General features: G+C 67.5%; 25 protein-coding genes. 9 read left to right on the forward strand and 16 right to left on the reverse strand.

Features of this window, described 5'->3' with window-relative positions:
• The first annotated feature begins 91 nt into the window (after nt 1-91).
• A complete protein-coding gene (locus tag NSQ78_RS06190; protein WP_339208134.1) occupies nt 92-2,170 on the forward strand; it encodes a S9 family peptidase in 2,079 nt (692 codons plus the stop codon).
• Nucleotides 2,171-2,302: 132 nt separating this feature from the next.
• Nucleotides 2,303-3,547: a DUF819 family protein gene (locus tag NSQ78_RS06195; RefSeq protein WP_049465185.1), complete on the forward strand. Its 1,245-nt coding sequence runs from the start codon at nt 2,303-2,305 to the stop codon at nt 3,545-3,547.
• Nucleotides 3,548-3,773: 226 nt separating this feature from the next.
• Here NSQ78_RS06195 and NSQ78_RS06200 read toward each other — a convergent pair whose 3' ends face one another.
• The 5 genes from NSQ78_RS06200 to NSQ78_RS06220 are packed head-to-tail and all read right to left on the reverse strand — an operon-like array spanning nt 3,774 to nt 6,795.
• Nucleotides 3,774-4,253 carry a hypothetical protein gene (locus NSQ78_RS06200; protein WP_130768615.1) on the reverse strand — a complete coding sequence of 160 codons (480 nt, stop codon included), beginning with the start codon at nt 4,251-4,253 and terminating at the stop codon, nt 3,774-3,776.
• 46 nt (nt 4,254-4,299) lie between these two features.
• On the reverse strand, nt 4,300-4,560 hold the full coding sequence (minE, locus tag NSQ78_RS06205; protein ID WP_005408532.1) for a cell division topological specificity factor MinE: 261 nt from the start codon (nt 4,558-4,560) through the stop codon (nt 4,300-4,302).
• Between the two features lie 2 nt (nt 4,561-4,562).
• On the reverse strand, nt 4,563-5,372 hold the full coding sequence (gene minD / locus NSQ78_RS06210; RefSeq protein ID WP_006424120.1) for a septum site-determining protein MinD: 810 nt from the start codon (nt 5,370-5,372) through the stop codon (nt 4,563-4,565).
• 35 nt (nt 5,373-5,407) lie between these two features.
• The gene (gene minC, locus NSQ78_RS06215; protein WP_064237886.1) at nt 5,408-6,253 is read right to left on the reverse strand and encodes a septum site-determining protein MinC; all 846 of its coding nucleotides are present in this window, start codon (nt 6,251-6,253) and stop codon (nt 5,408-5,410) included.
• Nucleotides 6,199-6,795, reverse strand: coding sequence for a GNAT family N-acetyltransferase (locus NSQ78_RS06220; RefSeq protein WP_005415684.1), 597 nt, complete (start codon nt 6,793-6,795; stop codon nt 6,199-6,201). The genes minC and NSQ78_RS06220 overlap by 55 nt, the downstream gene beginning before the upstream one ends.
• A 151-nt stretch (nt 6,796-6,946) precedes the next feature.
• Between NSQ78_RS06220 and NSQ78_RS06225 the strand changes: the two genes are divergently transcribed.
• From NSQ78_RS06225 to NSQ78_RS06240, 4 genes are all read left to right on the forward strand, one after another.
• Nucleotides 6,947-8,143: a sensor histidine kinase gene (locus NSQ78_RS06225; protein WP_049464938.1), complete on the forward strand. Its 1,197-nt coding sequence runs from the start codon at nt 6,947-6,949 to the stop codon at nt 8,141-8,143.
• Nucleotides 8,143-8,784 carry a response regulator transcription factor gene (locus tag NSQ78_RS06230; protein WP_006424175.1) on the forward strand — a complete coding sequence of 214 codons (642 nt, stop codon included), beginning with the start codon at nt 8,143-8,145 and terminating at the stop codon, nt 8,782-8,784. The genes NSQ78_RS06225 and NSQ78_RS06230 overlap by 1 nt, the downstream gene beginning before the upstream one ends.
• 234 nt (nt 8,785-9,018) lie before the next feature.
• Nucleotides 9,019-10,092, forward strand: coding sequence for an SRPBCC family protein (locus NSQ78_RS06235; protein ID WP_049464936.1), 1,074 nt, complete (start codon nt 9,019-9,021; stop codon nt 10,090-10,092).
• A gap of 103 nt (nt 10,093-10,195) precedes the next feature.
• Complete coding sequence (locus tag NSQ78_RS06240) at nt 10,196-10,567, forward strand: DUF423 domain-containing protein (protein ID WP_064237887.1); 372 nt, start codon at nt 10,196-10,198, stop codon at nt 10,565-10,567.
• A gap of 155 nt (nt 10,568-10,722) precedes the next feature.
• Here NSQ78_RS06240 and NSQ78_RS06245 read toward each other — a convergent pair whose 3' ends face one another.
• The 5 genes from NSQ78_RS06245 to NSQ78_RS06265 are packed head-to-tail and all read right to left on the reverse strand — an operon-like array spanning nt 10,723 to nt 13,421.
• Entirely contained in the window at nt 10,723-11,532 is an 810-nt protein-coding gene (locus NSQ78_RS06245; protein WP_064237888.1) for a M15 family metallopeptidase, read from the reverse strand.
• Between the two features lie 9 nt (nt 11,533-11,541).
• Complete coding sequence (locus tag NSQ78_RS06250; RefSeq protein ID WP_064237889.1) at nt 11,542-12,135, reverse strand: PH domain-containing protein; 594 nt, start codon at nt 12,133-12,135, stop codon at nt 11,542-11,544.
• A 3-nt stretch (nt 12,136-12,138) separates the two neighbouring features.
• Complete coding sequence (locus tag NSQ78_RS06255; protein WP_049464927.1) at nt 12,139-12,318, reverse strand: DUF4177 domain-containing protein; 180 nt, start codon at nt 12,316-12,318, stop codon at nt 12,139-12,141.
• Nucleotides 12,315-12,494 (reverse strand): hypothetical protein, encoded by a 180-nt coding sequence (locus NSQ78_RS06260; RefSeq protein WP_005408543.1) that lies wholly within the window; start codon nt 12,492-12,494, stop codon nt 12,315-12,317. The genes NSQ78_RS06255 and NSQ78_RS06260 overlap by 4 nt, the downstream gene beginning before the upstream one ends.
• A gap of 45 nt (nt 12,495-12,539) precedes the next feature.
• Nucleotides 12,540-13,421, reverse strand: coding sequence for an SPFH domain-containing protein (locus tag NSQ78_RS06265; RefSeq protein WP_064237890.1), 882 nt, complete (start codon nt 13,419-13,421; stop codon nt 12,540-12,542).
• Nucleotides 13,422-13,557: 136 nt separating this feature from the next.
• Between NSQ78_RS06265 and purT the strand changes: the two genes are divergently transcribed.
• Nucleotides 13,558-14,745: a formate-dependent phosphoribosylglycinamide formyltransferase gene (gene purT, locus NSQ78_RS06270; RefSeq protein ID WP_064237891.1), complete on the forward strand. Its 1,188-nt coding sequence runs from the start codon at nt 13,558-13,560 to the stop codon at nt 14,743-14,745.
• Between the two features lie 113 nt (nt 14,746-14,858).
• Here purT and NSQ78_RS06275 read toward each other — a convergent pair whose 3' ends face one another.
• Nucleotides 14,859-16,073 carry an endonuclease/exonuclease/phosphatase family protein gene (locus tag NSQ78_RS06275; protein WP_064237892.1) on the reverse strand — a complete coding sequence of 405 codons (1,215 nt, stop codon included), beginning with the start codon at nt 16,071-16,073 and terminating at the stop codon, nt 14,859-14,861.
• A gap of 38 nt (nt 16,074-16,111) precedes the next feature.
• On the reverse strand, nt 16,112-16,867 hold the full coding sequence (locus tag NSQ78_RS06280) for an arginyltransferase (protein WP_057494148.1): 756 nt from the start codon (nt 16,865-16,867) through the stop codon (nt 16,112-16,114).
• Nucleotides 16,868-17,023: 156 nt separating this feature from the next.
• Between NSQ78_RS06280 and NSQ78_RS06285 the strand changes: the two genes are divergently transcribed.
• The gene (locus tag NSQ78_RS06285; protein ID WP_064237893.1) at nt 17,024-17,584 is read left to right on the forward strand and encodes an EF-hand domain-containing protein; all 561 of its coding nucleotides are present in this window, start codon (nt 17,024-17,026) and stop codon (nt 17,582-17,584) included.
• Between the two features lie 51 nt (nt 17,585-17,635).
• Here the strand turns inward: NSQ78_RS06285 and NSQ78_RS06290 are convergent, their stop codons facing one another.
• From NSQ78_RS06290 to NSQ78_RS06305, 4 genes are all read right to left on the reverse strand, one after another.
• Entirely contained in the window at nt 17,636-18,853 is a 1,218-nt protein-coding gene (locus NSQ78_RS06290) for a sigma-70 family RNA polymerase sigma factor (RefSeq protein ID WP_064237894.1), read from the reverse strand.
• Nucleotides 18,854-19,062: 209 nt separating this feature from the next.
• On the reverse strand, nt 19,063-19,566 hold the full coding sequence (locus NSQ78_RS06295) for a pathogenicity-like protein (protein ID WP_049469051.1): 504 nt from the start codon (nt 19,564-19,566) through the stop codon (nt 19,063-19,065).
• 4 nt (nt 19,567-19,570) lie between these two features.
• Complete coding sequence (tesB, locus tag NSQ78_RS06300; protein WP_032953622.1) at nt 19,571-20,470, reverse strand: acyl-CoA thioesterase II; 900 nt, start codon at nt 20,468-20,470, stop codon at nt 19,571-19,573.
• Nucleotides 20,471-20,623: 153 nt separating this feature from the next.
• Nucleotides 20,624-21,400 (reverse strand): enoyl-CoA hydratase/isomerase family protein, encoded by a 777-nt coding sequence (locus tag NSQ78_RS06305; protein WP_053462457.1) that lies wholly within the window; start codon nt 21,398-21,400, stop codon nt 20,624-20,626.
• A 34-nt stretch (nt 21,401-21,434) separates the two neighbouring features.
• Between NSQ78_RS06305 and NSQ78_RS06310 the strand changes: the two genes are divergently transcribed.
• The gene (locus NSQ78_RS06310; RefSeq protein ID WP_064237895.1) at nt 21,435-21,881 is read left to right on the forward strand and encodes a copper chaperone PCu(A)C; all 447 of its coding nucleotides are present in this window, start codon (nt 21,435-21,437) and stop codon (nt 21,879-21,881) included.
• Nucleotides 21,882-22,077: the final 196 nt, after the last annotated feature.

Consider the following 22,077-nt stretch of genomic DNA (forward strand, 5'->3'; position numbering starts at 1 on the left):
CGGCTGCTCGATCACGGCCATGACCGATGGCCTTGGCAGCCCCGGCCGCACGGGCCTACCATCGGTTTTTTGCCGTCCTGCGGAGACCCCGATGAAACTGCGTCATGCCCTGCTGCCACTGAGCCTGCTGGCCGCCCTGCCCAGCGTCGCCGCTGCCCGCGGCCTGGACGTCCGCGACATGGTGGCCATGGACCGCGTCTCGGCGCCGGTGCTGACCGCTGACGGCGGCACCGTAGTGTTCGCCAAGCGCAGCGTGGACGCCAACCTGAAGGCCTCCACCGCACTGTTCGCACGCAACCTGCGCACCCGCGACGCAGCGCCGCCGAAGCAGATCACCCCGGCCGGCTGGAACGTCAATTCCGCTTCGCTGTCGGCCGATGGCCAGACCGTCTATTTCCTCAGCGCCAAGAACGGCAGCCAGCAGTTGTATGCACAGCCGATCGGCGGCGGCACCCCGCGCCAGCTGACCGACTTCCCGGTCGACGTGGACAGCTATCACGTGTCGCCGCAGGACGACCGCGTGCTGTTCAGCGCCGGCGTGTTCCAGGCCTGTGCCTCGGACCTGGCCTGCACCGAAAAGAAGCTGAAGGACGTGGCCGGCGCCAAGGCCAGTGGCAAGGTCTTCGATTCGCTGTTCGTGCGCCACTGGGACACCTGGAACGACGGCCGCCGCAACACCCTGTTCGTCGCGCCGCTGCCGACGGCCAAGGCCGGCGCGGTCAAGGGCGCTTCGGCGCTGAGCGCGACCATCGACGGCGACGCCCCGTCCAAGCCGTTCGGTGGCAATGATGACTTCGCGTGGTCGCCGGATGGCGCCAGCGTGGTGGCCAGCATCCGCGTGGCCGGCAAGCAGGAGCCGTGGTCGACCAACTTCGACCTGTACCGCTTCGACGCCGCCGGCAAGCAGGCGCCGGTCAACCTGACGGCTTCCAACCCGGCCTGGGATGCCGGTCCGGTGTTCAGCGCCGACGGCAAGACCCTGTTCTACCGTGCGATGAAGCGCCCGGGGTTCGAGGCCGACCGCTTCGGCCTGATGGCGATGGACCTGGCCAGCGGCAAGACCCGCGAGATCGCGCCGCAGTGGGATCGTTCGGCCGGTGGCATCACCCTGTCCGCTGACGGCGCCAGCATCTACACCACCGCCGATGACCTCGGCGAACACCCGCTGTTCCAGATCGACGTGGCCAGCGGCAAGGCCACCAAGCTGATCGGCGATGGCCGCGTGACCGCGGTCGACGTGGCCGGCAACAGCGTGGCGATCACCCGCAACAGCCTGAAGAGCAACGACCAGGTGCTGGTCGGCCTGCTGCCGGCCGCGGGCGAAGCCATCGGCGAACTGCGCGCGCTGACTCCGGCCGCCGGTGAGGTGCTCAAGGACGTCAGCTTCGGCGACTACGAACAGTTCGAGTTCAAGGGCTGGAACAACGACACCGTGCATGGCTACGTGGTCAAGCCGCACAACTACCAGGAAGGCAAGTCGTACCCGGTCGCGTTCCTGATCCATGGCGGCCCGCAGGGCAGCTTCGGCAATGGCTGGAGCTACCGCTGGAACCCGCAGACCTATGCGGGCCAGGGCTACGCGGTGGTGATGATCGACTTCCACGGCTCCACCGGCTACGGCCAGGCGTTCACCGATGCGATCAGCCAGCACTGGGGCGACCGCCCGCTGGAAGACCTGCAGAAGGGCTGGGATGCGGCGCTGAAGAAGTACTCCTTCCTCAACGGTGACAAGGCCTGTGCGCTGGGCGCCAGCTACGGCGGCTTCATGGTCAACTGGATCGCCGGCAACTGGAACAGCCCGTTCAAGTGCCTGGTCAACCACGACGGCGTGTTCGACCAGCGCATGATGGGCTACGCCACCGAAGAACTGTGGTTCACCGAGTGGGAGCAGGGCGGCACGCCGTACCAGAAGGCCGCGAACTACGAGAAGTTCAACCCGGTCAACCACGTGGCGGACTGGAAGAAGCCGATCCTGGTCATCCACGGCCAGCAGGACTTCCGCATCCCGGTCGAGCAGGGCCTGGCCGCGTTCACCGCCGCCCAGCGCCAGGGCATCGAATCGAAGTTCCTGTACTTCCCGGATGAAAACCACTGGGTGCTGAAGCCGAACAACAGCATCCTGTGGCATGACACCGTCAATGCCTGGCTGAAGCAGCACATCGGCAACTGAGGGTTGCGGCGCCGCCCTCCGGGGCGGCGCTTCTGTTTTCTGGTAGTGCCGGCCGCCGCTGGTACAACCGCTTGCCGCTTCCCACCTGTACGAGATTGCCTACCAGCGGCCGGCACTACCCAGAGCGCCTGCATGCCCTCGAACGCCCTGATCCAGAATGACATCGTCGTCTTCGGTTTGATCGCCGCCACGCTCGGTGCCGTGTTCTGGACCGCCTCGCGCGAGCAGGGCCTGTGGAAGCGCTTCTACACCTTCGTGCCGGCACTGCTGCTGTGCTACCTGATTCCCGGCATCTACAACACCGTGGGCCTGATCGACGGCCAGAACACCCGGCTCTACAACCCGATCGCGCGCGACATCCTGTTGCCGGCGGCGCTGATCCTGCTGACCCTGGCAGTGGACATCAAGGGCATCCTGCGGCTCGGCCCGAAGCTGGTGCTGATGTACCTGGGCGCCTCGGCCAGCATCATGCTGGGCGCAGTGGTGGCGTTCCTGGTGATGCGCGCGATCCATCCCGACACCGTCGCCGGCGACACCTGGGCCGGCATGGCCGCGCTGGCCGGCAGCTGGATCGGTGGCGGCGCCAACATGCTGGCGATGCGCGAAGTGTTCGACGTCAATGCGACCACCTTCGGCCAGTTCGCGGTGGTCGATGTCGGTGTCGGCTACGTGTGGATGGCGGCGCTGATCTTCCTGGCCGGGCGCGCGGCGAAGATCGACGCACGCAGTGGTGCCGATACCTCGGCCATCGATGAACTGAAGGAGCGCATCGCGCGCTTCCAGGCCGAGCACGAACGCATTCCCAGCCTGACCGACCTGATGCTCATCGTGGCCGTGGCCTTCGGTGGCGTCGGACTGTCACATGCGATCGGTGCGCCGCTGGCGGCCTGGTTCAAGGCCAACGTCAGCTGGGCCTCGCAGTTCAGCCTGGACGCGCCGTTCGTGTGGGTGGTGGTGCTGTCGACCACGCTGGGCCTGAGCCTGAGTTTCACCCGCGCACGCAACCTGGAAGGGGCGGGGGCATCGCGCCTGGGTTCGTTGCTGCTGTATTTCCTGATCGCCTGCATCGGCATGCAGATGGATCTGCTGGCGCTGCTGGATCGCCCGTGGCTGTTCCTGCTTGGCCTGATCTGGATCGCCGTGCACATCGTGCTGCTGTGGTGCCTGGGCAAGCTGCTGAAGGTGCCGTTCTTCTATTTCGCCATCGGTTCGCAGTCGAACATCGGTGGCCCGGCCTCGGCGCCGGTGGTGGCGGCCGCGTTCCATCCGGCGCTGGCACCGGTGGGCGTGCTGCTGGGTACGATGGGCTATGCCACCGGCACCTACCTGGCCTACATCGTCGGCATCACTCTGCGCGCACTGGCCGGGCAGGGCTGATGGGGTAGTGCCGGCCGCTGGCCGGCAACCCGGTGATGCCTCACGGGTTCATGAGGTTGCCGGCCAGCGGCCGGCACTACCGATGCGCTATGCCACCGGCAAGCCGCGTTCGACCAGCCACGCCTTCGCGTCTTCGGCGTCCTGCTCGAACCGCGCCGAGTGAAAAGAGGGGCGCCGCAAGGTCCGGCGCGTCGCCACGCGCCCGTGGCCAACCGCGCCCGCGGCTTTACGCCACCGGCAACCCGCGTTCGACCAGCCACGCCTTCGCGTCTTCGGCGTCCGTTTCGAACCATGCCTGGGTAGACCCCAGCCGATACGTATACCCCCAGGCATCCATGTCGGCCATCAGCCGCTGGCTGCCGACGCCGGGCAGCTGCCCGGCCAGTACGATCTGCAGGTAGCAGGTGGCGTCTTCCTCGGCCACCGAGTCGGTGGCATCGGTATGCACCTGCGCCCGCCGCTCCGGCGGCAGCACGATCAGGTGGCAGGCCTCGTGCAGCATCGAGTGCACGGGCGTGTCGTCGCGCACGTACACGTTGCTGGCGATGATGCCGGCCTCGGGTTCGCCCCAGTAGCTGCCGGGAATCGGCTCGCCGTCGGCCACGTGGTGCAGCCGCAGGCCATGCGCGGCGAGCAGGCACTGCGCATCGGCGAAGGCGATGTCGCCCACGCAGGTGATGTCCACGGCGGTTGTCGTATCGGTCATGCGGGTCGGGCAGCCCCGCCCATGCAGGCACGGGCGGGGCAGGGGATCAGGGTTTGTCCGGGCCTTCCGGCAGCGCCACGGAGATGTCCAGCACATCGTGCTGGCCATCCTTCACCAGGTCGACCTTCACCGCATCGACGTCGATGTTCACGTACTTCTTGATCACTTCCAGCAGCTCGCGCTGCAGCAGCGGCAGGTAGTCCGGGCCACCACGGTGGCTGCGTTCCTGCGCGATGATGATCTGCAGGCGGTTCTTGGCGGTTTCGGCGGTGGTCTTCTTCGCTTTGAGGAAATCAAACAGGCCCATGCTTACCCTCCGAACAGCTTGCTGAAGAAGCCCTTCTTCTCGACGTTGGTGAAGCGCATCGGGCGTTCTTCGCCGAGGATGCGCGCGACGGCGTCTTCATAGGCCTGGCCGGCAGCGGATTCGACATCCAGGATGACCGGCTCGCCCTTGTTGGAGGCGTTGAGCACATCGCCCGATTCGGGGATCACGCCGATCGCCTTCAGGCCGAGCACTTCCTCGACGTCGGCGATGCTCAGCATCTCGCCGCTTTCCACGCGCACCGGGGTGTAGCGGGTCAGCAGCAGGAAGGCCGGCACGTCCTGGCCGGATTCGGCCTTGTGGGTCTTCGAATCGAGCAAGCCGATGATGCGGTCGGAGTCGCGCACCGACGACACTTCCGGGTTCACCACCACCACCGCGCGGTCGGCGAAGTACATCGCCAGGAAGGCGCCCTTCTCGATGCCGGCCGGCGAGTCGCAGATGATGTAGTCGAAGCCATCGGCGGCCAGGTCCTTCAGCACCTTGCCCACGCCTTCCTGGGTCAGTGCGTCCTTGTCGCGGGTCTGCGAGGCAGCCAGCACGTACAGGTTGTCGAAGCGCTTGTCCTTGATCAGGGCCTGCTTGAGGGTCGCTTCGCCGTGCACGACGTTGACGAAGTCGTACACCACGCGGCGTTCGCAGCCCATGATCAGGTCGAGGTTGCGCAGGCCGACGTCGAAGTCGATCACGGCCACCTTCTTGCCGCGCCGCGCCAGGCCGCAGGCCAGGCTCGCGCTGGAAGTGGTCTTGCCGACGCCGCCCTTGCCGGAGGTGACTACGATGATTTCAGCCAAAGGACTTCTCCTGATGATTCTGTTTGGGTGCTGCGTCAGTCCAGCGCAGCGATCTTGATCTGGTCCTGTTCCAGCCACACCTGCACGGCCTTGCCGCGCAGGTTGTCCGGGACATCGTCCAGTACCTTGTAATGGCCTGCAATGGCGACCAGTTCCGCATGGAAATCACGGCAGAAAATACGTGCCGCGGTGTTGCCCTGGGCCCCTGCCAGCGCGCGGCCGCGCAGGGTCCCGTAGATATGGATGCTGCCATCGGCGATGACCTCGGCGCCGGCGCCGACGGTGGCCATCACGGTCAGGTCGCAGTTTTCCGCGTACAGCTGCTGGCCCGAACGCACGTTGCCCAGCTGCATGCGGCCCGGTTGCGGCGCGGCGGCGTCGGCCACCTTGGCCACCGGCGCTGCCGGGGCCGGCTTCGGCTCGGCACGGGCTGCCCGGCGCGGTTCCGGTGCGGGCGGCGGCGGGGCCTGCTCGGCGTCGGCACGCTCGTATTGCGCGCGGAACTTGGCGAGCAACGGCAGGCCGAGCTGCTGCGAGAGCAGGTCGATCGCGCTGGTGCCATAGGCCAGCGCCACCGGCAGCACGCCGGCGCTGCGCAGGCCGTCGACCAGCGCCTGCGCGGTGGCCACGTCCGGCACCTGGCTCAGGCCGCCGAAGTCGAGGATCACTGCGGCGCGGCCGAACAGCTTCGGGGCGCGGGTCACGCGCTCGCGCATTTCCTGCACGAGGCGCTCGACGTCAAGGGTACGGATGCGCAGGTTGGCGATGCCCACCTGGCCGATCTTCAGTTCACCGGCCTGTTCGTAATCGAAATTCACCGCCACGCTCAGGTCCCCGTCGGCCGCTGTGCCTGCGCCGGCAGTTGCCGGGCGCGTGTCCATGCCACATCCGGCAGCTTGCCGCCGTAGGTCTCCTTGACCCAGGGGTAGCTGCACAGTTCCTTGGCCAGCATGCTGGCGCGCACATCGACCTGCGGCATGGTGTTCTGGCCCAGCTCGCGGAAGCCGAAGCTGCCGTGGAAGAGCAGGGCGGCATCGGCGCCATGGTCGAGGAAGACTTCGCAGGTCATCTGCGGGTAGCGCAGCTCGGCGAAGCTCTGCGCGTCGGCGTAGAACGCACGGCCGACACCACCGCCACGGCGGCGGCTGGCGACCACGATGCGGTCGATGTAGAAGAACGGGGTGTCCAGCTGCTGCTTGAACCAGGCGAAATTGCTGCTGTCGTGCTGGCTGTCGCTGCCGAAGCCGATCAGGAAACCGGCCAGGTTGCCGTCGCGCTCGGCGACGCGGAAATACTCAGCGGTCTCATAGAACAGGCGCAGGCGTGCCGCATCCAGGGGAAGGATGGCCAGGCCAGCGTTGTTGTTCAAAGCCAGGACGGAATCGAGCTCGTGCTCGCGCACGTCGCGGATGACAATCGACATTGTGACTCCGTGGGGTAACGCGGTTGGTCCATCAAGGGACCCTGCGCACGATTATTGCATGCCCGGGGTGGGCTGCGGCATGAACAGGCGACCGGGCAGGCATGACTTCCGTGGGAGTGCGCGAGGCAGCCCGGGCCCGTAGAGTGCTGGCATGTTGGGAGTCCTCAGCCATACCCGCGTCCTCCGTCTGGCCGGCCTGTTCACCTGGGTCATGGTCGGCCTGCCGCTGGCCTACTCGCAGTTCGAGAACCTGCACAGCCGCAGCGACATGGGCGGCTGGGCGATCCTGCTGTTCGTCGCCTACCTGTCTTTCGGCACCGCCTATTACTGGCTCACCCGCATCCTGCGCAGCGACAGCCATACCAGCTGGCTGGACCGTGGCCTGCTGCTGCTGCTGACGATCTCGGCGCTGGGGGTCAGCTTCCTCAGCGGCTCGGGCCTGGGCAGCATCCTGATGATGGTGGCCGCCGGGGTCATCCCGTGGATGCTGTCGGTGCGGTTGGGAGTGCTGTGGCTGCTGGTCAGCCAGCTGGCGGTCGCGCCGGTCTACTACATGCTGCTGCGCTTCCCGCTGTTCGAAGCAGTGATGCAGTCGCTGCTGTATGGCGGCTTTTCCATGTTCATCTTCGTGACCAGCCTGGTCGCGCGACAGCAGACCGAGGCCCGCGACGAGCAGCGCCGGCTCAATTCGGAGCTGCGCGCCACCCGGGCCCTGCTGGCCGAGAGTGCGCGGGTCAACGAGCGCACCCGCATTTCGCGCGAGCTGCATGACCTGCTCGGCCACCAGCTGACCGCGCTGACCCTGAACCTGGAAGTGGCCGGCCACCTGGCCGAGGGCCAGGCGCTGGACCACGTCAAGCGCTCGCATGCACTGGCCAAGCTGCTGCTGGGCAACGTGCGCGAAGTGGTCAGCCAGCTGCGCGAGACCGGCGCCATCGACCTGGCGGCGGCGCTGCGCCCGCTGACCGAGAACGTGCCCTCGCTGGACATCCAGCTGGACATCGAGGATCCGCTGAACGTGGAGGACCCGCAGCGGGCCCACGTGCTGCTGCGCTGCACCCAGGAGATCATCACCAACGCGGTGCGCCATGCCAGTGCCCGCCATCTGTGGATCAAGGTGTACCGTGAAGCCCCCGACCGGGTGGTGGTGGAGGCCCGCGACGACGGCGTCGGCGCGGATATGGTCAACGTGGGCAATGGCTTGCGCGGCATGCGCGAGCGCCTGCAACAATGTGGCGGCCAGCTGCAGATCGAGACCCGCCCCGGTGAAGGCTTCCGGCTGCGGGCAACGGTGCCGGCAACGGTGCTGGTGGCCGCCCTTACCAAGGTTCCTGAAGGAGTGCGTTGATGATTCGCGTCTGCCTGGTCGACGACCAAACCCTGGTGCGGCAGGGAATCCGCTCCCTGCTGGCGCTCGACGACGGCATCGAGGTGGTGGCCGAGGCCGGCGACGGCCGGCAGGCGGTCGAGCTGATACCGCAGGTGCGCCCCGACGTGGTGCTGATGGACATGCGCATGCCGGTGATGTCGGGCCTGGAGGCCCTGCAGGTGCTGTCGCGGCAGGAACAGCTGCCGCCGACCATCATCCTCACCACGTTCGACGATGACCAGCTGGTGCTGGCCGGGCTCAAGGCCGGTGCCAAGGGCTACCTGCTCAAGGATGTCACCCTGGCGCAGCTGGTCGGTGCCATCCGCACCGTGGCCGATGGCGGTTCGCTGGTGCAGCCGGCGGTGACCCAGCGGCTGCTCTCCGGCCTGGAGCACATGCGCAACGAGTTCGTCAGCCTGGACCGCCCGGACCCGCTGACCGACCGTGAGACCGAGATCCTGCGGCTGATGGCCAGTGGCTTCTCCAACAAGGAGATCGCCAACTCGCTGGGCGTGGCCGAGGGCACCATCAAGAACCACGTCTCCAACATCCTCTCCAAGCTGGGCGTGCGCGACCGTACGCGGGCCGTGCTGAAGGCGTTTGAACTCCAGCTGGTCTGAGAAAAATCCTTTTAGTACAAGGGCTTGGGTCGCGCCCGGGGGTTCCCGCCAAGGTTGCCCCCTACTTGCCGGGCAGCGGTATGCGTTACCCTTCGAATTCTTTGTCCATACAAATACGCAGCCGGCACGGAAACCGGTGCGCCAATCCCGATAAACAATGCCCGCGAAGCCTGCTAGGATTGGCGCTTCGCTTCAATCAACCCGGCCGTGGGATCGGCCCCGGAGACTCTCTGAATGACCCGTATTATCGAGTTCCTGATCGCCTTGGGGATCGTGGCTGGCCTGTTCGTCATCATTGGCGTATGTCTGCCGGGCGAGCGTCACATCACCGAAAGCATCGAGACCAACCGCAAGATGACGATCGTGTACGACACGGTCAGCAGCCTGCGCCGCTTCAAGGACTGGAACCCGCTGGTACTGCGCGATCCCGCCGTTGAACTGAAGCTGTCCGGCCCGGCGTCCGGTACCGGTGCCACCCTCGACTTCAACTCCAAGGACCTGGGTACCGGTTCCTGGAAGATCACCGAAGCCGAAGAGAACAAGCGTGTTGTGATCGCCATCGAAGACGCCACCAAGGGTCACGACAAGGTCACCACCTTCAACCTGGAGCCGACCGGCAAGGGTGGTCGCAACGTCAAGATCACCCAGGACTACTCGGTGAAGTACGGCTTCGACCTGTTCGGCCGTTACGCCGGCCTGTATGTCAGCCGCCAGATCGGCGATGACATCAAGCTGGGCCTGTCGCGCATCGCCAACATGCTCGCCAGCGTTCCGAACGTCGACTACCGCACTCCGGAAGCCCCGCTGACCGACCTGGCCATCGTGGAAGTGCCGGCCGAGAACCTGCTGGTGGTCAACGCTGGTAACGTGGACCGCGGCCAGGATTCCATCACCAAGTCGATCAAGGACAACCAGGAGTGGATCAAGCGCGTGATGGAGGCCAATGGCCTTGAAGCCGCCGGTCCGTTCCGCATCATCACCACCGACTTCGGCCAGGAGAAGTACGCCTTCGACATCGCCCAGCCGGTGAAGAAGAAGGGTGCTGAAGGTGCTGCAGCCGACGAGCTGACCGTCAAGATCGACGGCGGCGCACCGGTCAAGTACGTGCACGTTGCTCCGCACCGTTCGGCGCATGCGGCCTACACCGGCCACATGGCAGGCCTGGACGTTGCCCGCAACGGCCTGCGTGCCTGGGCCGTGACTTCGGGCAACGAAGTCATCGACCGCCCGTACGAAACCTGGAAGGACGGCATCGACAAGTCGTTCACCCCGGAAGGTACCTACGACATCTACTGGGCCGTCAAGTAAGCCTCGGCTGTCCCATGTAGTGTTGGACACGAAAACGCGCCGCTGACTGCGGCGCGTTTTTTTTATTCCGCACCCGGTGATGGGTGCTGCGCAAGGAGCCTTCATGTTCAACCTTGAACGTCGCGCGCGTAAGCCGTCCCTGCTGGCCTGCGTGGGTGCACTGCTGGCCGCTGCCTCGATCGGCCTGTCTGCCTACGCATCGCACGGCGTAGCCGACCCGCTGGCGCAGCAGCACCTGAACCTGGCAGCGCTGTATGCGTTCGCGCATGGCGCGGTGCTGGTGGCGCTGGGGCCGCGCGCGCAGGGAGCGATCGCGCACCTGGCGCTGTACGTGCTGCTGCTGGGCGTGCTGCTGTTTTCCGGCAGTCTGGTGGGCGGGGCGTTGTGGCAGTGGCCGACGCGGATGGCGCCGATCGGCGGCACCAGCATGATGGCCGGCTGGGTGGTGCTGGCGATCAATGCGTTGAGGCGGTGAGGGCAATCCGGGGTACAGCCGAGCATGGCCCGGCATTACATGGGGGCGTTGCGCGGCAGCGGCTGTAGAGCCGAGCCATGCTCGGCTTCGAGCGAAGCGGTCCGCTTTTGTCTCTGCTCTCTCGTTCCATTCCGCGTGCGGGCGCCACGCGGGGCTCAGCCGTTGGCCCGTCTCCAGCACCAGTGCCAGGGTTCGTAGACGATGCCGTGCGGGTTGTCACGCGGGTAGCTCAGATGGAAGCCATGCCTGCCGGCATGGGCCTGCAGCCAGGCGAACGCGTCGGTGGCTTCAAATGATTCTTCGGCCGGTGCATCGCCCGGTGTGCCGATGTCCAGCGCGTGGCCGCTGTGGTGTTCGCTGAACCCCGGTGCGGCATTGACCTTCAGGATCTCCGCCACGCTCAGCCCGCGTGCCAGCTTCCGCTCGAAGATGCCCAACTGGTAGGCATGGCTGCGGAAGCCGGAGATTGCGTCGAGCGCGATGCCCTCCCGTGCCGCGTGCAGGCGCATCCGCCGCCATCCCTGCGCGGCGCCGCGGCGCAGCCACAGCGGGCGGCCGAACCGGTCACGGCCGGCGAAGTGCAGCAGGCACGGTTCGGGCTCCAATGGCAGGCCGCTGTCGTCGGCATAGCGCTGGGCATCCAGGCCCAGCTGCTGCAGGCGCTGCTGCAGGCCCGCCAGTGGCAACCACTGATCCTGCAGCGCAGCGCCGAACGGCCGCGCCGTCGCTGCATCGAGCAGCGCCAGAGCCTCCTCGACCCCGGGTTCGCGCGGCAGGCGCGGCACCAGCGAATGCACGCCATGCGTCGTCACCGCCGCCAGGTAGCGGCCATCGCGCTTGCGCCGCAGCACCCACTGTGCCTGCGACAGCAGGCGGGCATCCAGGGTGCTGCGTGCGCGCAGCAGGTGGGCGGGCCACAGCTCGATGGCCTCGGTATTGATCAGCAGGGGCGCGCGTCGTTGCATCACCGCAGCTTACTGCCGCGGCGCCGGTGCGGCCACCTTGCGCAGTGCGTCCAGCAGTACCTGCGGCCGATCCAGGCTGAGCAGCAGCGCGCTGCCGTCGCGTACCGGCAGCACCAGAACGCGGCTGCGGTCGGTGACCAGGGCAAAGCCCTTGCCGCCGCCCTGCAGGCGGAAGTGCCCGGAGTAGAAGCCCGGCATCGCATAGCCGTTGGTCTTGAAACGGATGCCATAGCGGCGGTCGCGGGCAAGATCGACCACCTCGGCCTGGTCCAGCCGCAGCTGCGTCACCGGGATACGGCGGCGGTACATCGTCGAGCGCACGTCCAGCACGTCATCGGCCAGTTCCACCCGGCGGCGGAAGAACGCTGCGCCCAGCCCGACGCCGAGCGCTGCAATGACCAGCAGGCTCCAGGCGGCGCTGCCGCCCATCCGGAACCAGGGCGGCGACAGCGTCACTTCAATCCAGGGTGCCGTCGCCGGTGCCTTGTACAGCTGCGCATACAGGCAGGCCACGAAGGCGGCGAGCAGGGGCAGCACGATCCACAGCACGCGCAACGGCGAGCTTTCGGCCACCTCGTACTGCTTCGGATCGCTGGCGCCCATGGTTCAGGCCTGCTTCTTGAACACCAGCATCGCCGGGCGCATCGGTGCCGGGATGATGATGTTGACCAGTTCCCAGCCCAGCTGGCCCTGGCGGGTCAGCTCGGCCTGGACGTCCTCGGCCTTGAGGACGCCCATCATGGATGTCTTGACCTCGATGGTCTGGTAGCTCCAGCGCGTGCTCATTCCTTGTCCTCCGGCGATGGCGTGGGTTTTGGCAGGCGTCCTGCCTTGCGCAGGGCGTCGCGCAGCACGTATTCGATCTGCGCGTTGAGGCTGCGCAGCTCGTCGTCAGCCCAGCGCTGCGCGGCGGCCAGGACCTCGGCGTTGATGCGCAGCGGATAGGCTTTCTTCTCACTCATGAAAACTCCTGGCGGGGCGGTGGGGCGCCCCGTTGCGAGGGTGGTTCAGTACAGCGAACCGGCGTTGACGATCGGTTGGGTGCCGCGGTCCGAGCACAGCACGGTCAGCAGGTTGCTGACCATGTGCGCCTTGCGTTCCTCGTCCAGCTCAACCACGCCGTTCTTCTGCAGTTCGGCCAGGGCCATTTCGACCATGCCCACCGCACCGGCCACGATGCGCGTGCGCGCGGCGATCACCGCGTTGGCCTGTTGCCGCTGCAGCATCGCCTGGGCGATTTCGGCGGCGTAGGCCAGGTGGCTGATGCGCGCATCGATCACCTGCACGCCCGCATCGGCCAGACGCTCGGCCAGTTCGTTCTTCAGGTGCTGGGAGATCTCGCTGGCGTGGCTGCGCAGCGCCAGCTGGCCGTCCTCGTGCTGGTCGTAGGGGTAACTGGTGGCCATCGCGCGCAACGCCGATTCGGACTGGATATGCACGAAGCTCTCGTAGTCGTCCACGTTGTAGACGGCCTCGGAGGCGTCGACCACCTGCCAGACGATCACCGCGGCGATCTCGATCGGGCTGCCATCGAGCTCGTTGACCTTCAGCTTGCCGCTCTCGAAGTTGCGCACGCGCTGGCTGACCCGGCGCTTGGCATAGAAGGGGTTGTTCCAGCGCAGGCCGTTGTCCTTCACGGTGCCCACGTACTTGCCGAACAGGCTCAGCACCGCGGCCTGGTTGGGCTGGACGGTGTACAGGCCGGCCAGGATGAATACGCCCAGGACCCCCAGCAGCGCACCCAGCAGCATCAGCAGCAGGTTGGGCGAGCCGGTGCTGGCCTTGGCGGCCACGCCCAGTACGAACAGGGCAGCGCCGGCGAGGGCGACGAGCAGGGCACCGGCCAGCGTGCCGAGGCCGTTGAGGGAGGCAAGCGACTTCTCTTTCATGGCGGTACGTCCTTGAGGATTCGATTCAAGATATCAAAGTGATATCACATTTGGGCAACCGTTCGTCGGACGCCCTGCCCGGGGTGCCCGGCCAGCTAGAATGCCCCTCCGCCTTCACACCGTTGCTGGAACCGCCATGGCCAAGCTTGGAACTCCGTTGTCCCCCTCCGCCACCCGCGTGCTGCTGCTGGGCTCGGGCGAACTCGGCAAGGAGGTGGCCATCGAGCTGCAGCGGCTGGGCGTGGAGGTGATCGCCGCCGATCGCTATGCCGATGCCCCGGCCATGCAGGTCGCGCACCGTTCGCACGTGATCGACATGCTCGATGCCATGGCGCTGCGTGCGCTGATCGCCCAGGAGCAGCCGCACCTGGTGGTGCCGGAGATCGAGGCCATCCATACCGAGACCCTGGTCCAGCTGGAGCAGGAGCAGGGCCTGCGGGTGATCCCGACTGCGCGCGCCGCACGCCTGACCATGGATCGCGAAGGCATCCGCCGCCTGGCCGCCGAAACCCTGGGCCTGCCGACCTCGCCGTACCGCTTCGTCGATACCGAGGCCGAGTACCGTGCTGCCGTGGCCGCCATCGGCCTGCCGTGCGTGGTCAAGCCGGTCATGTCGTCCTCGGGCAAGGGCCAGAGCACCCTGCGCAGCGAAGCGGACATCGCCCCGGCGTGGGAGTACGCACAGACCGGTGGCCGCGCCGGCGCCGGCCGCTGCATCGTCGAGGGTTTCATCGACTTCGATTACGAGATCACCCTGCTGACCGTGCGCCATGCCGGTGGCACCTCGTTCTGCGCGCCGATCGGCCATCTGCAGAAGGACGGCGACTACCGCGAAAGCTGGCAGCCGCAGCCGATGTCGAGCGCGGCACTGGCGCGTGCCGAAGAGATTTCGCGCGCGATCACCGACGACCTCGGCGGCTGGGGCCTGTTCGGTGTCGAGCTGTTCGTGAAGGGTGATGAGGTGTGGTTCAGTGAAGTGTCGCCGCGCCCGCACGACACCGGCCTGGTGACGCTGGTATCGCAGGAGCTGAGCGAGTTCGCGCTGCACGCGCGCGCCATCCTTGGCCTGCCGATTCCGGTGATCCGCCAGAGCGGCCCGTCGGCCTCGTGCGCGCTGTTGGCACACGGCGAGGGCGTGCCGTACTTCAACAACGTCGCCGCCGCACTGCAGGTGCCGGACACCGCCGTGCGGCTGTTCGGCAAGCCGAGCGTGCATGGCCACCGCCGCGTCGGCGTGACCCTGGCGCGCGCGGCAACCATCGACGAAGCACGCGCCATCGCGCGTGACGCCGCCGACGCCATCGGCGTCGAACTTCACCCGTAAACAAAAAAAGGGGACGGAGGGGATTAAGTCGTTTGTGCCACAAACGACTTAATCCCCTCCGTCCCCTTTTTCCACCGTGCAGTCGACCAACAGTCGACTCTACCCAGTCGACGCTACCGCACGTCCACCCACACTAGGTGGTGGTCGCTGCCGTCGGCGATCTTCGCTTCCGGGCTCTCATTGGCCGGCCAGAAGATGCCGCTGCCCACGTACTCGAAACCGGTCGAGGGCAGCACGTAGTCCAGGCGCATCGTGCCGGACTTCGGACCGAAATCGCCGGTGGCGTGGAACGGCGCGCCCTTGCGCTCGATGCCCTTGGCCGCATAGGCCAGGCTGGTCTGCTCGCCGCCGACGCTGCGCGGGGTGGGGTAGCGCAGCACGCGGGCGTTCTCGATCAGCTCGACGATCGCCTCATGGCGGCCATCGCCATCGGCCGGGTCATTGTTGAGGTCGCCGAGGATCACAAAGCGCGCATCCTGCGCCAGGCCGCCGCACTGGCCCTTGTCGTCGCACAGCCAGGGCTTGTCACCCTTGGACAGGTATTCCTGCCACAGGCGCAGTTCGTCATGGTTGCGCGCCGCGTTGCGCTTTTCCGGGCCATCGAACACCGGCGGGGTCGGGTGCGAAACCAGCGCGTGCACCACGCCGGCCGGGGTCTTCACCGGCACGTCCCAATGCGACTTCGACGACAGCCGCAGCTGCGACCACACATGATCGTTGTAGAAGCTCTGGCCGGTACGCGGGTCAACCGGGCGGATCGCACCGGGCATCGCGCTCCACTTCAGCAGCTGGAAGCTGCGCACCTTGGCTTCATCAATCGGATAGCGCGACAGTACCAGCATGCCGTACTGGCCCGGGTGCAGGCCGTAGCCCCACGCGTCATTGCCACGGCTGCGGCCTTCGCCGCCGACCACGCCGTTGTTGTCCAGGTCCAGGCCGCTGGGCACGCCGGTGTTGACCGGGGCCAGGTAGCGGTAGGCGAAATGCAGCGGCTTGCCGCCACCGGGCTGGGCCACTTCCAGGTAGCGCTTCTGGAACAGGTCGGCGGCGCGATGGGCATCGTCGAAGTCGAACTCGTTCAGCAGCACCAGGTCCGGGCGCACCTGCTGCAGCACCGCGGCGATCTTGCGCGCGTGCTCGCTCTCGCCTTCCAGCTCCTTGATCAGGCCGCCGGCGTCATCGGAGTACAGCGAGGTGTTGTAGGTGGCCAGGCGCAGCGCAGCGGACGGCTTTTCGGTCATCGCAGGGGACGTGGCGAAGGCAGGGGCCGTGGCGCCGCAGAGCAGGGCCAGGGCGAGGATCAGGGGATGGCGGCGGGTCATGTTCATGGGCCGTATTGTGCACCCGGCCCGGTGTCAGCGGTTTGTCAGCGCCCGTCCAGATCATTGTCGAAATCGTGCCAGCGGCGGCCGTCATACGCCTCCAGCGGATGAAAGCGGCGCTTGTAGTCCATCTTCTGGTGGCCGCGGATCCAGTAGCCCAGATACACGTGCGGCAGCCCCTCGCGGCGTGCCCATTCGATCTGCTGCAGGATCGCGAAGGTGCCCAGCCCGCGCGCGGCGTGGTCCGGGTCGAAGAAGGTGTAGACCGCCGACAGCCCGTGCTCGGTGACGTCGGTCACCGCCACCCCCAGCAGCTGGCTGGGCTGGCCGTCGTGGCCGGGCAGGCGCATCTCCATGAAGCGGGTGTGCGACCAGCTGCCGATCAGGAACTGCTCGAACTCGTGCGGGCCGTGGTCGTCCATGCCGCCGTTGGCGTGGCGGTGGGTGAGGTAGCGGTGATACAGCGCGAACAGGTCGTCGCGGGCGGTGGCGGCGGTGATCCGCACCTCCAGGTCGGCATTGCGGGTGGCGCAGCGGCGCTGGCTGCGGTCCGGAGCGAAGCGTGCCACCGGGATCCGCACTGCGACACAGGCCTGGCAGTGCGCGCAGTGCGGCCGGTACACCAGGTCGCCACTGCGGCGGAAGCCCCAGCTCAGTGCCAGTGGATAGAGCGCGCCGAGGCGGCGGTCGTTCGGGTCCAGCACCAGGTCGCGTGCCACCCGGTCCGACCAGTACCCGCAAGGGTGCTCGCCGGTCTGGAAAAGTCGCAGTTCGTCGTCTCTGTCGCCATGGATCGCCATGGACACAGCATAGCCCCAGCCCGTCGCAGTGGCGGCGACTGTCCGCCGGATGAACGGAACCGGCAGCGGCGTCAACCGATGTCGCGTCCGGGCGTTGTTGTCCCTCGAGGGTGAAGTGATCACCCCGACGCTGTTCCCATCCCCAGGAGTGACCTCATGATCCGTACCCCCCTGCTGCTGGCCCTGCTGCTGGGCACCTCTGCTTCCGGAATCGCGCTGGCCGCCGACACCCCGGCCACGCCGGCACTGCGCCCGGCCAAGCTGGACACCAACGGTGACGGCGTCATCGACCGCAGCGAGGCGGCCGCCAACCCGCGCCTGGCTGCGAAATTCGACGAGCTGGACAAGAACAAGGACGGCAAGCTCTCGCGCGACGAACTGCCGCGCTGGCAGCATGGCCGCCGCGGCCATGGCGGTGAGCGCTGGGCCACGCTGGACGTCAACAAGGACGGCCGCATCAGCCGCGAGGAAGCCAAGGCCGATCCGCGCCTGGCCGCGCGTTTTGACCAGCTTGATCTGAACAAGGATGGCTACCTGGACAAGGCCGACCGCGAGCTGCGCATGAAGCAGCATCGTGATGCCTGGTTCGCTGCCGCCGACACCAACAAGGACGGCCAGCTGAGCAAGGCCGAGTTCGATGCGGCCAAGGGCCCGATGCATGGCGGCCCCCGCCATGGTGGTCCGCGTGACGGTGGCGCACCGGCGCCGCAGCGCTGAGGCTCAACGCAGTGAATGACGACAACGCCGGCAGAGTGCCGGCGTTGTCCGTCATACGTTTCCGCTGCGCATCAGCGCATACACCACCAGACCGATCACGAAGACGTTCGCCCCGATGATGCCGGTGCGCCCATAGACGGATTCGTATTGCCAGTTGGTTCCGCTGCGGCCGCGCCGCGCCGAATCGCGCGCGATCATGGGGGCCATCAGGCGCTGCAGCGGCACCAGGCACTGGTAGTTCACCGTACCCAGGCCGATGACGAGAATGGCAAGTTGCAGCCACAGCGGCACCTGCAGCATCAGCGAGACCAGCAGGCTGGTGCAGACGACCATCGCAGTGAACGTATTGAGGTGCACGAACCGTCGCACGGCCGCCCGCTCCTGCGGGGTGTCTGCGAAGCGCAGCAGGAAGCGGCCCCCCAGATAGCTGCCGATGATGCCACCGAGGACGCCCCCGGCAACGGCGGCCCAGTTGCTGGCGGGTATCAGGTGCAGCTGGCTGGCGGCGGCCGTCAGTGAACCCATGGCTGCGCCGCCTGCGGCACTGACGCCGCCCAGGCCCAGCTTGCTGCCGCCCACGCCGACGCCGGTGCCGAGCAGGATCGCGGCGCTGGCGGTGCCGGGCGCGGCCACCAGGACCATCGACACCACCGCGGTGGCGAATGCAGCGCTCGGCGCGCTGCTGCGTGCGAACTCACCGAAGCGCTGCAGCAGGCCGTCGCGGACCAGGGCGCGGGCGCGCGACAGGCGCTTGCGCACGGCTGCGTCGCTGAGCCCGAGCAGGTCGGCCACCTGCTGCGAACGCTGGCCTTCGCGGTAATACAGGAGCAGCACTTCGCGGCTGTCGGCGGGCAGCGCCGAGATGATGTCCTCGGCGGCGATCTCTTCCTCCACCCGCTGCAGGCGGTCGGCGGCACCCGGGGCCGGGTCGGCAGCCATGCCCATCGCCAGCTCGGCCGCCTCGCCGGTCAGCGGTCGGCCACGCTGGGCACGCAGCCAGTCGCGGGCCAGGTTGCGGGTGATCTGCCGCAGCCAGGGCAGGAAGCTGGTCGAGCTGCGCAGCTGGTGCAGCTGCTGCCAGCCCTTGACGAAGGCTTCCTGTGCGATGTCTTCGCTGGCCTGGCGGTCGCGGGTGATGGCCAGCGCGATGGCGGTGACCGTGTTCTGGCAGGCCAGCACGATGCGGCCGTAGGCATGCTGGCAACCGCTGGCGGCGGCGGGCAGTTCGCGTTCCAGGGTCTGGTCGATCGATGCGGCGAACGTCGTCATGGCGGCGGCTCTCCTGCTGGCATTGTGTCCCATGACGGAGCCGCGCGCGAAGTGTGACCGGCTTTCTGCACGGTCGTGCCGGCCCCCGGCCGGCAACCTCATGACAAAAAAAGGGGACGGAGGGGATTAAGTCGTTTGTGCCATAAACGACTTAATCCCCTCCGTCCCCTTTTTGCAGTTGCCGGCCAGCGACGGGTACGACCCATGGGTTACTTCGAGGGCTGGATGCGGACCCGGACTTCTTCCTCTTCCGGCGCTGCCTGCGGGGCCGGCTGGGCCGGCTGCGTCTGGGGAGCGGGCGCCGGCGCCACCGGGGCCGGGGCGCTGCGGTGGCGCAGGCCGATCACCAGCGCCACACCGGCGATCACCACCAGCAGGGCGATGCGGATGCGCCAGGCCCAGCTGCGGCCGCCGCCGCCCTGTTCCGGGGCATCGCGGAAGGCGAACTCGGCGGTCGGGTGGTCGCGGCGGGTGGTGTCGAGCAGGCGTGCCTCGCGCAGGATCTCGCGCGCGCGCGGCTGGTCGTCGGCGCGCACGATCCACACCGCCGGGTAGGCGTTGGCGTTGCCCAGGTCGGTATAGCTGAACTGCCCACGGCGGCGGGTCTTGTAAGAGCGCCCGTTGGTCACCTTGACGTCGATGCCATGCCCGCGCAGGAGCTCGGCCACGCCTTCGACGGTTTCCACACGCTGGCTGCTGAAGATCTGGCGCATCGGATCACTCCTTGGCCGGCACGGCGGCCGCCGCTGCCTGGTCGGGTACGACGCGGATCAGGCCTTCCTGCGCGGTGCTGGCCACCAGCACGCCGTTGCGGGTGAAGAACTGGCCGCGGGCCAGGCCCCGCGAATCCTGTGCGCTGGGGCTGTCCAGCGAGTACAGCAGCCAGTCGTCGGCGCGGAACGGGCGGTGGAACCAGATCGCGTGGTCGAGTGAGGCCATCTGCACGTGCGGGTGGTAGTAGCTGATGCCGTGCGGGAAGGTCGCCGTGCCCAGCAGGTGGAAGTCCGAGGCGTAGGCCAGCAGGGCCTGATGCAGCTCCGGGGCATCGCCGACCGGCTCGCTCAGGCGCAGCCACACCTGGTGGTAGGGCGGACGCTTGGGCGGGTTCAGTTCGTCGCGCGGATAGACATGGCGGAACTCGAACGGACCTCCACGCGACAGCCAGCGCTGCACCTTGATCGGCAGGCGTTCCAGCACCTCGGCCGGCAGCGGCCGGTTCGGTTCGATGTCCTCCGGCTGCGGCACTTCGGGCATCTTGTGCTGGTGCTCGGCGCCGGTCTCGGCCTGCTGGAACGAGGCCGCGCAGAAGAAGATCACCTTGCCGTGCTGGATCGCGGTGACCCGGCGTACCGAGAAGCTGCCGCCGTCGCGGGTACGGTCCACGTCGTAGACGATCGGGTGGTCGATGTTGCCGGCGCGCAGGAAGTAGGCGTGCAGCGAGTGCACGTGACGGCCGTTGTCGACCGTGGCCTGCGCGGCGGCCAGCGCCTGTCCCAGCACCTGCCCGCCGAACACGTACTTGGTGCCGATGTCGCGGCTCTGCCCGCGGAACAGGTTGTCCTCCAGCCGCTCCAGCGTGAGCAGGTCGATCAGCTCGGAGACGACGGGTTCGGGCATGTCGTTCAAGGGGGCGGCCACAGCAGTGAAAGAGGGCCTGATTATACCGGTCAGGGCGGCTGCCCCATCTTCGGTAGTGCCGGCCGCTGGCCCGCAACCTCATGATCCTCTTGGGGGGGGCTGCGGATGCCGGCCAGCGGCCGGCATTACCGTTTACTTGCCCAGCCGGGCGACCAGCGCCTGCAGGGCGTTCTGCGCATCCGGGGCGAACCAGGCTTCGACGAAGCGGTCGAGCTGGATCAGGTCCGGGTGCAGCGCTTCGTGCAGGTCAGCGCGGGCAATCGCGCGCGTCAGCAGCATCGGCTGGCGCGGCTGCCTGAGCAGGTTCTGCAGCCAGGCCACGGCACGTGCCACCACCAGGTCACCTTCGGCCAGCTCATCGACCAGGCCGATCTGCAGCGCCTGTTCGGCCGGCACCAACGCGCCGGTGGTCAGCAGCGCGCCGGCGCGGTGCACGCCCACCGCACGGCGCAGCAGGCGCTGGATGCCTTCCGGTGCAATCAGGCCGACCTGCACTTCGTTCAGGCCGATGGCATACGGGCGCGACGGATCGGCGCTGCGCGCCATCACCCGGTAGTCGCAGCACAACGCCAGCACGCAGCCACCCGCCGGGGCGTGGCCGGTGATCGCCGCGACCACCGGAATACGGCTCTCGGCCAGCGTGCGCACGGCGCCAAAGAAGGCGTTCCAGGTGTCCAGCAGCTTGTGCTTGTCATCGCCATGCGAGAGCAGGTGCGGCACGTCCATGCCACCGGTGAAGATGCGCTCGCTGCCCGACAGCACGATGCCGTGCGCGTCTTCGGCCATGGCCAGCTCGATGGCATGGATCAACTGCCGGCACAGGTCGGTGTCCAGTGCATTGACCGGCGGCCGCGCCAGGCGCAGTTCGCGGATGGGGCCATGGTTGATCACCTCGATGAGCGTCGTCATGCTGCGGTCTCGTTGCGAAGAAGGAACCTGGGCGATGATAACCAAACCATTCGTTGGCGTACTGTTGGTCCTGTGTGCGGCCGCAGCATCGGCTTCCGCTGCAGAGCCGGCCTGCGTCACGATGGAGGGGGGCTGGGCGCGGCTGCCACCGAATCCAGCGATGCCGATGACCGCCGGCTATGGCGTGATCCACAACGGCTGCAGCAGCGCGGTGGCAATCACCGGCGCGACCAGCAGTGGATTCGGAGATGTGTCTCTGCACGAGACCACGATCGTCGACGGGGTCAGCCGGATGCGGGCCGTTGAGCGCCTGCCCTTGGCGCCGGGCGCGCGTGCCGAGCTCAAGCCCGGTGGCCTGCACCTGATGTTGATGCAGGGCAAGGGCGCGCTGAAGGAAGGCCAGGCGCTGCCGCTGCAGCTGCAGCTGGAGGGCGGTGGTGAAGCGAACGCGACGTTGACCGTACGCAAGGTCGCGCCGTAGCCGCTGGCCGGCAGCACGGGCAATGCCGGCCAGCGGCCGGCACTACCAAGGGGCTTACGATCAGTCGCACGAGAACAGCACGATGCGGCTTTCCGGCTCGTACAACATCACGATCGCATCGGCGAAGGTCGCGTCGTAGCGGGATGGTAGTGCCGGCCGCTGGCCGGCAGCACGGGAAATGCCGGCCAGCGGCCGG

The sequence above is a fragment of the Stenotrophomonas sp. FSL W7-1447 genome, assembly GCF_037966425.1.
Classification (GTDB): Bacteria; Pseudomonadota; Gammaproteobacteria; order Xanthomonadales; family Xanthomonadaceae; genus Stenotrophomonas; species Stenotrophomonas pavanii.

Coding starts and splice junctions, on each gene's coding strand:
- NSQ78_RS06310 (WP_064237895.1), top strand. CDS start 21,435: ATGATAACCAAACCATTCGTTGGCGTACTGTTGGTCCTGTGTGCGGCC.
- NSQ78_RS06200 (WP_130768615.1), bottom strand. CDS start 4,253: ATGACCGATACGACAACCGCCGTGGACATCACCTGCGTGGGCGACATC.
- NSQ78_RS06195 (WP_049465185.1), top strand. CDS start 2,303: ATGCCCTCGAACGCCCTGATCCAGAATGACATCGTCGTCTTCGGTTTG.
- NSQ78_RS06245 (WP_064237888.1), bottom strand. CDS start 11,532: ATGCAACGACGCGCGCCCCTGCTGATCAATACCGAGGCCATCGAGCTG.
- NSQ78_RS06260 (WP_005408543.1), bottom strand. CDS start 12,494: ATGAGTGAGAAGAAAGCCTATCCGCTGCGCATCAACGCCGAGGTCCTG.
- NSQ78_RS06190 (WP_339208134.1), top strand. CDS start 92: ATGAAACTGCGTCATGCCCTGCTGCCACTGAGCCTGCTGGCCGCCCTG.
- minC (WP_064237886.1), bottom strand. CDS start 6,253: ATGGACACGCGCCCGGCAACTGCCGGCGCAGGCACAGCGGCCGACGGG.
- tesB (WP_032953622.1), bottom strand. CDS start 20,470: ATGCCCGAACCCGTCGTCTCCGAGCTGATCGACCTGCTCACGCTGGAG.
- NSQ78_RS06255 (WP_049464927.1), bottom strand. CDS start 12,318: ATGAGCACGCGCTGGAGCTACCAGACCATCGAGGTCAAGACATCCATG.
- NSQ78_RS06275 (WP_064237892.1), bottom strand. CDS start 16,073: ATGAACATGACCCGCCGCCATCCCCTGATCCTCGCCCTGGCCCTGCTC.
- NSQ78_RS06285 (WP_064237893.1), top strand. CDS start 17,024: ATGATCCGTACCCCCCTGCTGCTGGCCCTGCTGCTGGGCACCTCTGCT.
- NSQ78_RS06230 (WP_006424175.1), top strand. CDS start 8,143: ATGATTCGCGTCTGCCTGGTCGACGACCAAACCCTGGTGCGGCAGGGA.
- NSQ78_RS06290 (WP_064237894.1), bottom strand. CDS start 18,853: ATGACGACGTTCGCCGCATCGATCGACCAGACCCTGGAACGCGAACTG.
- NSQ78_RS06225 (WP_049464938.1), top strand. CDS start 6,947: ATGTTGGGAGTCCTCAGCCATACCCGCGTCCTCCGTCTGGCCGGCCTG.
- NSQ78_RS06220 (WP_005415684.1), bottom strand. CDS start 6,795: ATGTCGATTGTCATCCGCGACGTGCGCGAGCACGAGCTCGATTCCGTC.
- purT (WP_064237891.1), top strand. CDS start 13,558: ATGGCCAAGCTTGGAACTCCGTTGTCCCCCTCCGCCACCCGCGTGCTG.
- NSQ78_RS06265 (WP_064237890.1), bottom strand. CDS start 13,421: ATGAAAGAGAAGTCGCTTGCCTCCCTCAACGGCCTCGGCACGCTGGCC.
- NSQ78_RS06240 (WP_064237887.1), top strand. CDS start 10,196: ATGTTCAACCTTGAACGTCGCGCGCGTAAGCCGTCCCTGCTGGCCTGC.
- minE (WP_005408532.1), bottom strand. CDS start 4,560: ATGGGCCTGTTTGATTTCCTCAAAGCGAAGAAGACCACCGCCGAAACC.
- NSQ78_RS06295 (WP_049469051.1), bottom strand. CDS start 19,566: ATGCGCCAGATCTTCAGCAGCCAGCGTGTGGAAACCGTCGAAGGCGTG.
- NSQ78_RS06250 (WP_064237889.1), bottom strand. CDS start 12,135: ATGGGCGCCAGCGATCCGAAGCAGTACGAGGTGGCCGAAAGCTCGCCG.
- NSQ78_RS06235 (WP_049464936.1), top strand. CDS start 9,019: ATGACCCGTATTATCGAGTTCCTGATCGCCTTGGGGATCGTGGCTGGC.
- NSQ78_RS06305 (WP_053462457.1), bottom strand. CDS start 21,400: ATGACGACGCTCATCGAGGTGATCAACCATGGCCCCATCCGCGAACTG.
- NSQ78_RS06280 (WP_057494148.1), bottom strand. CDS start 16,867: ATGGCGATCCATGGCGACAGAGACGACGAACTGCGACTTTTCCAGACC.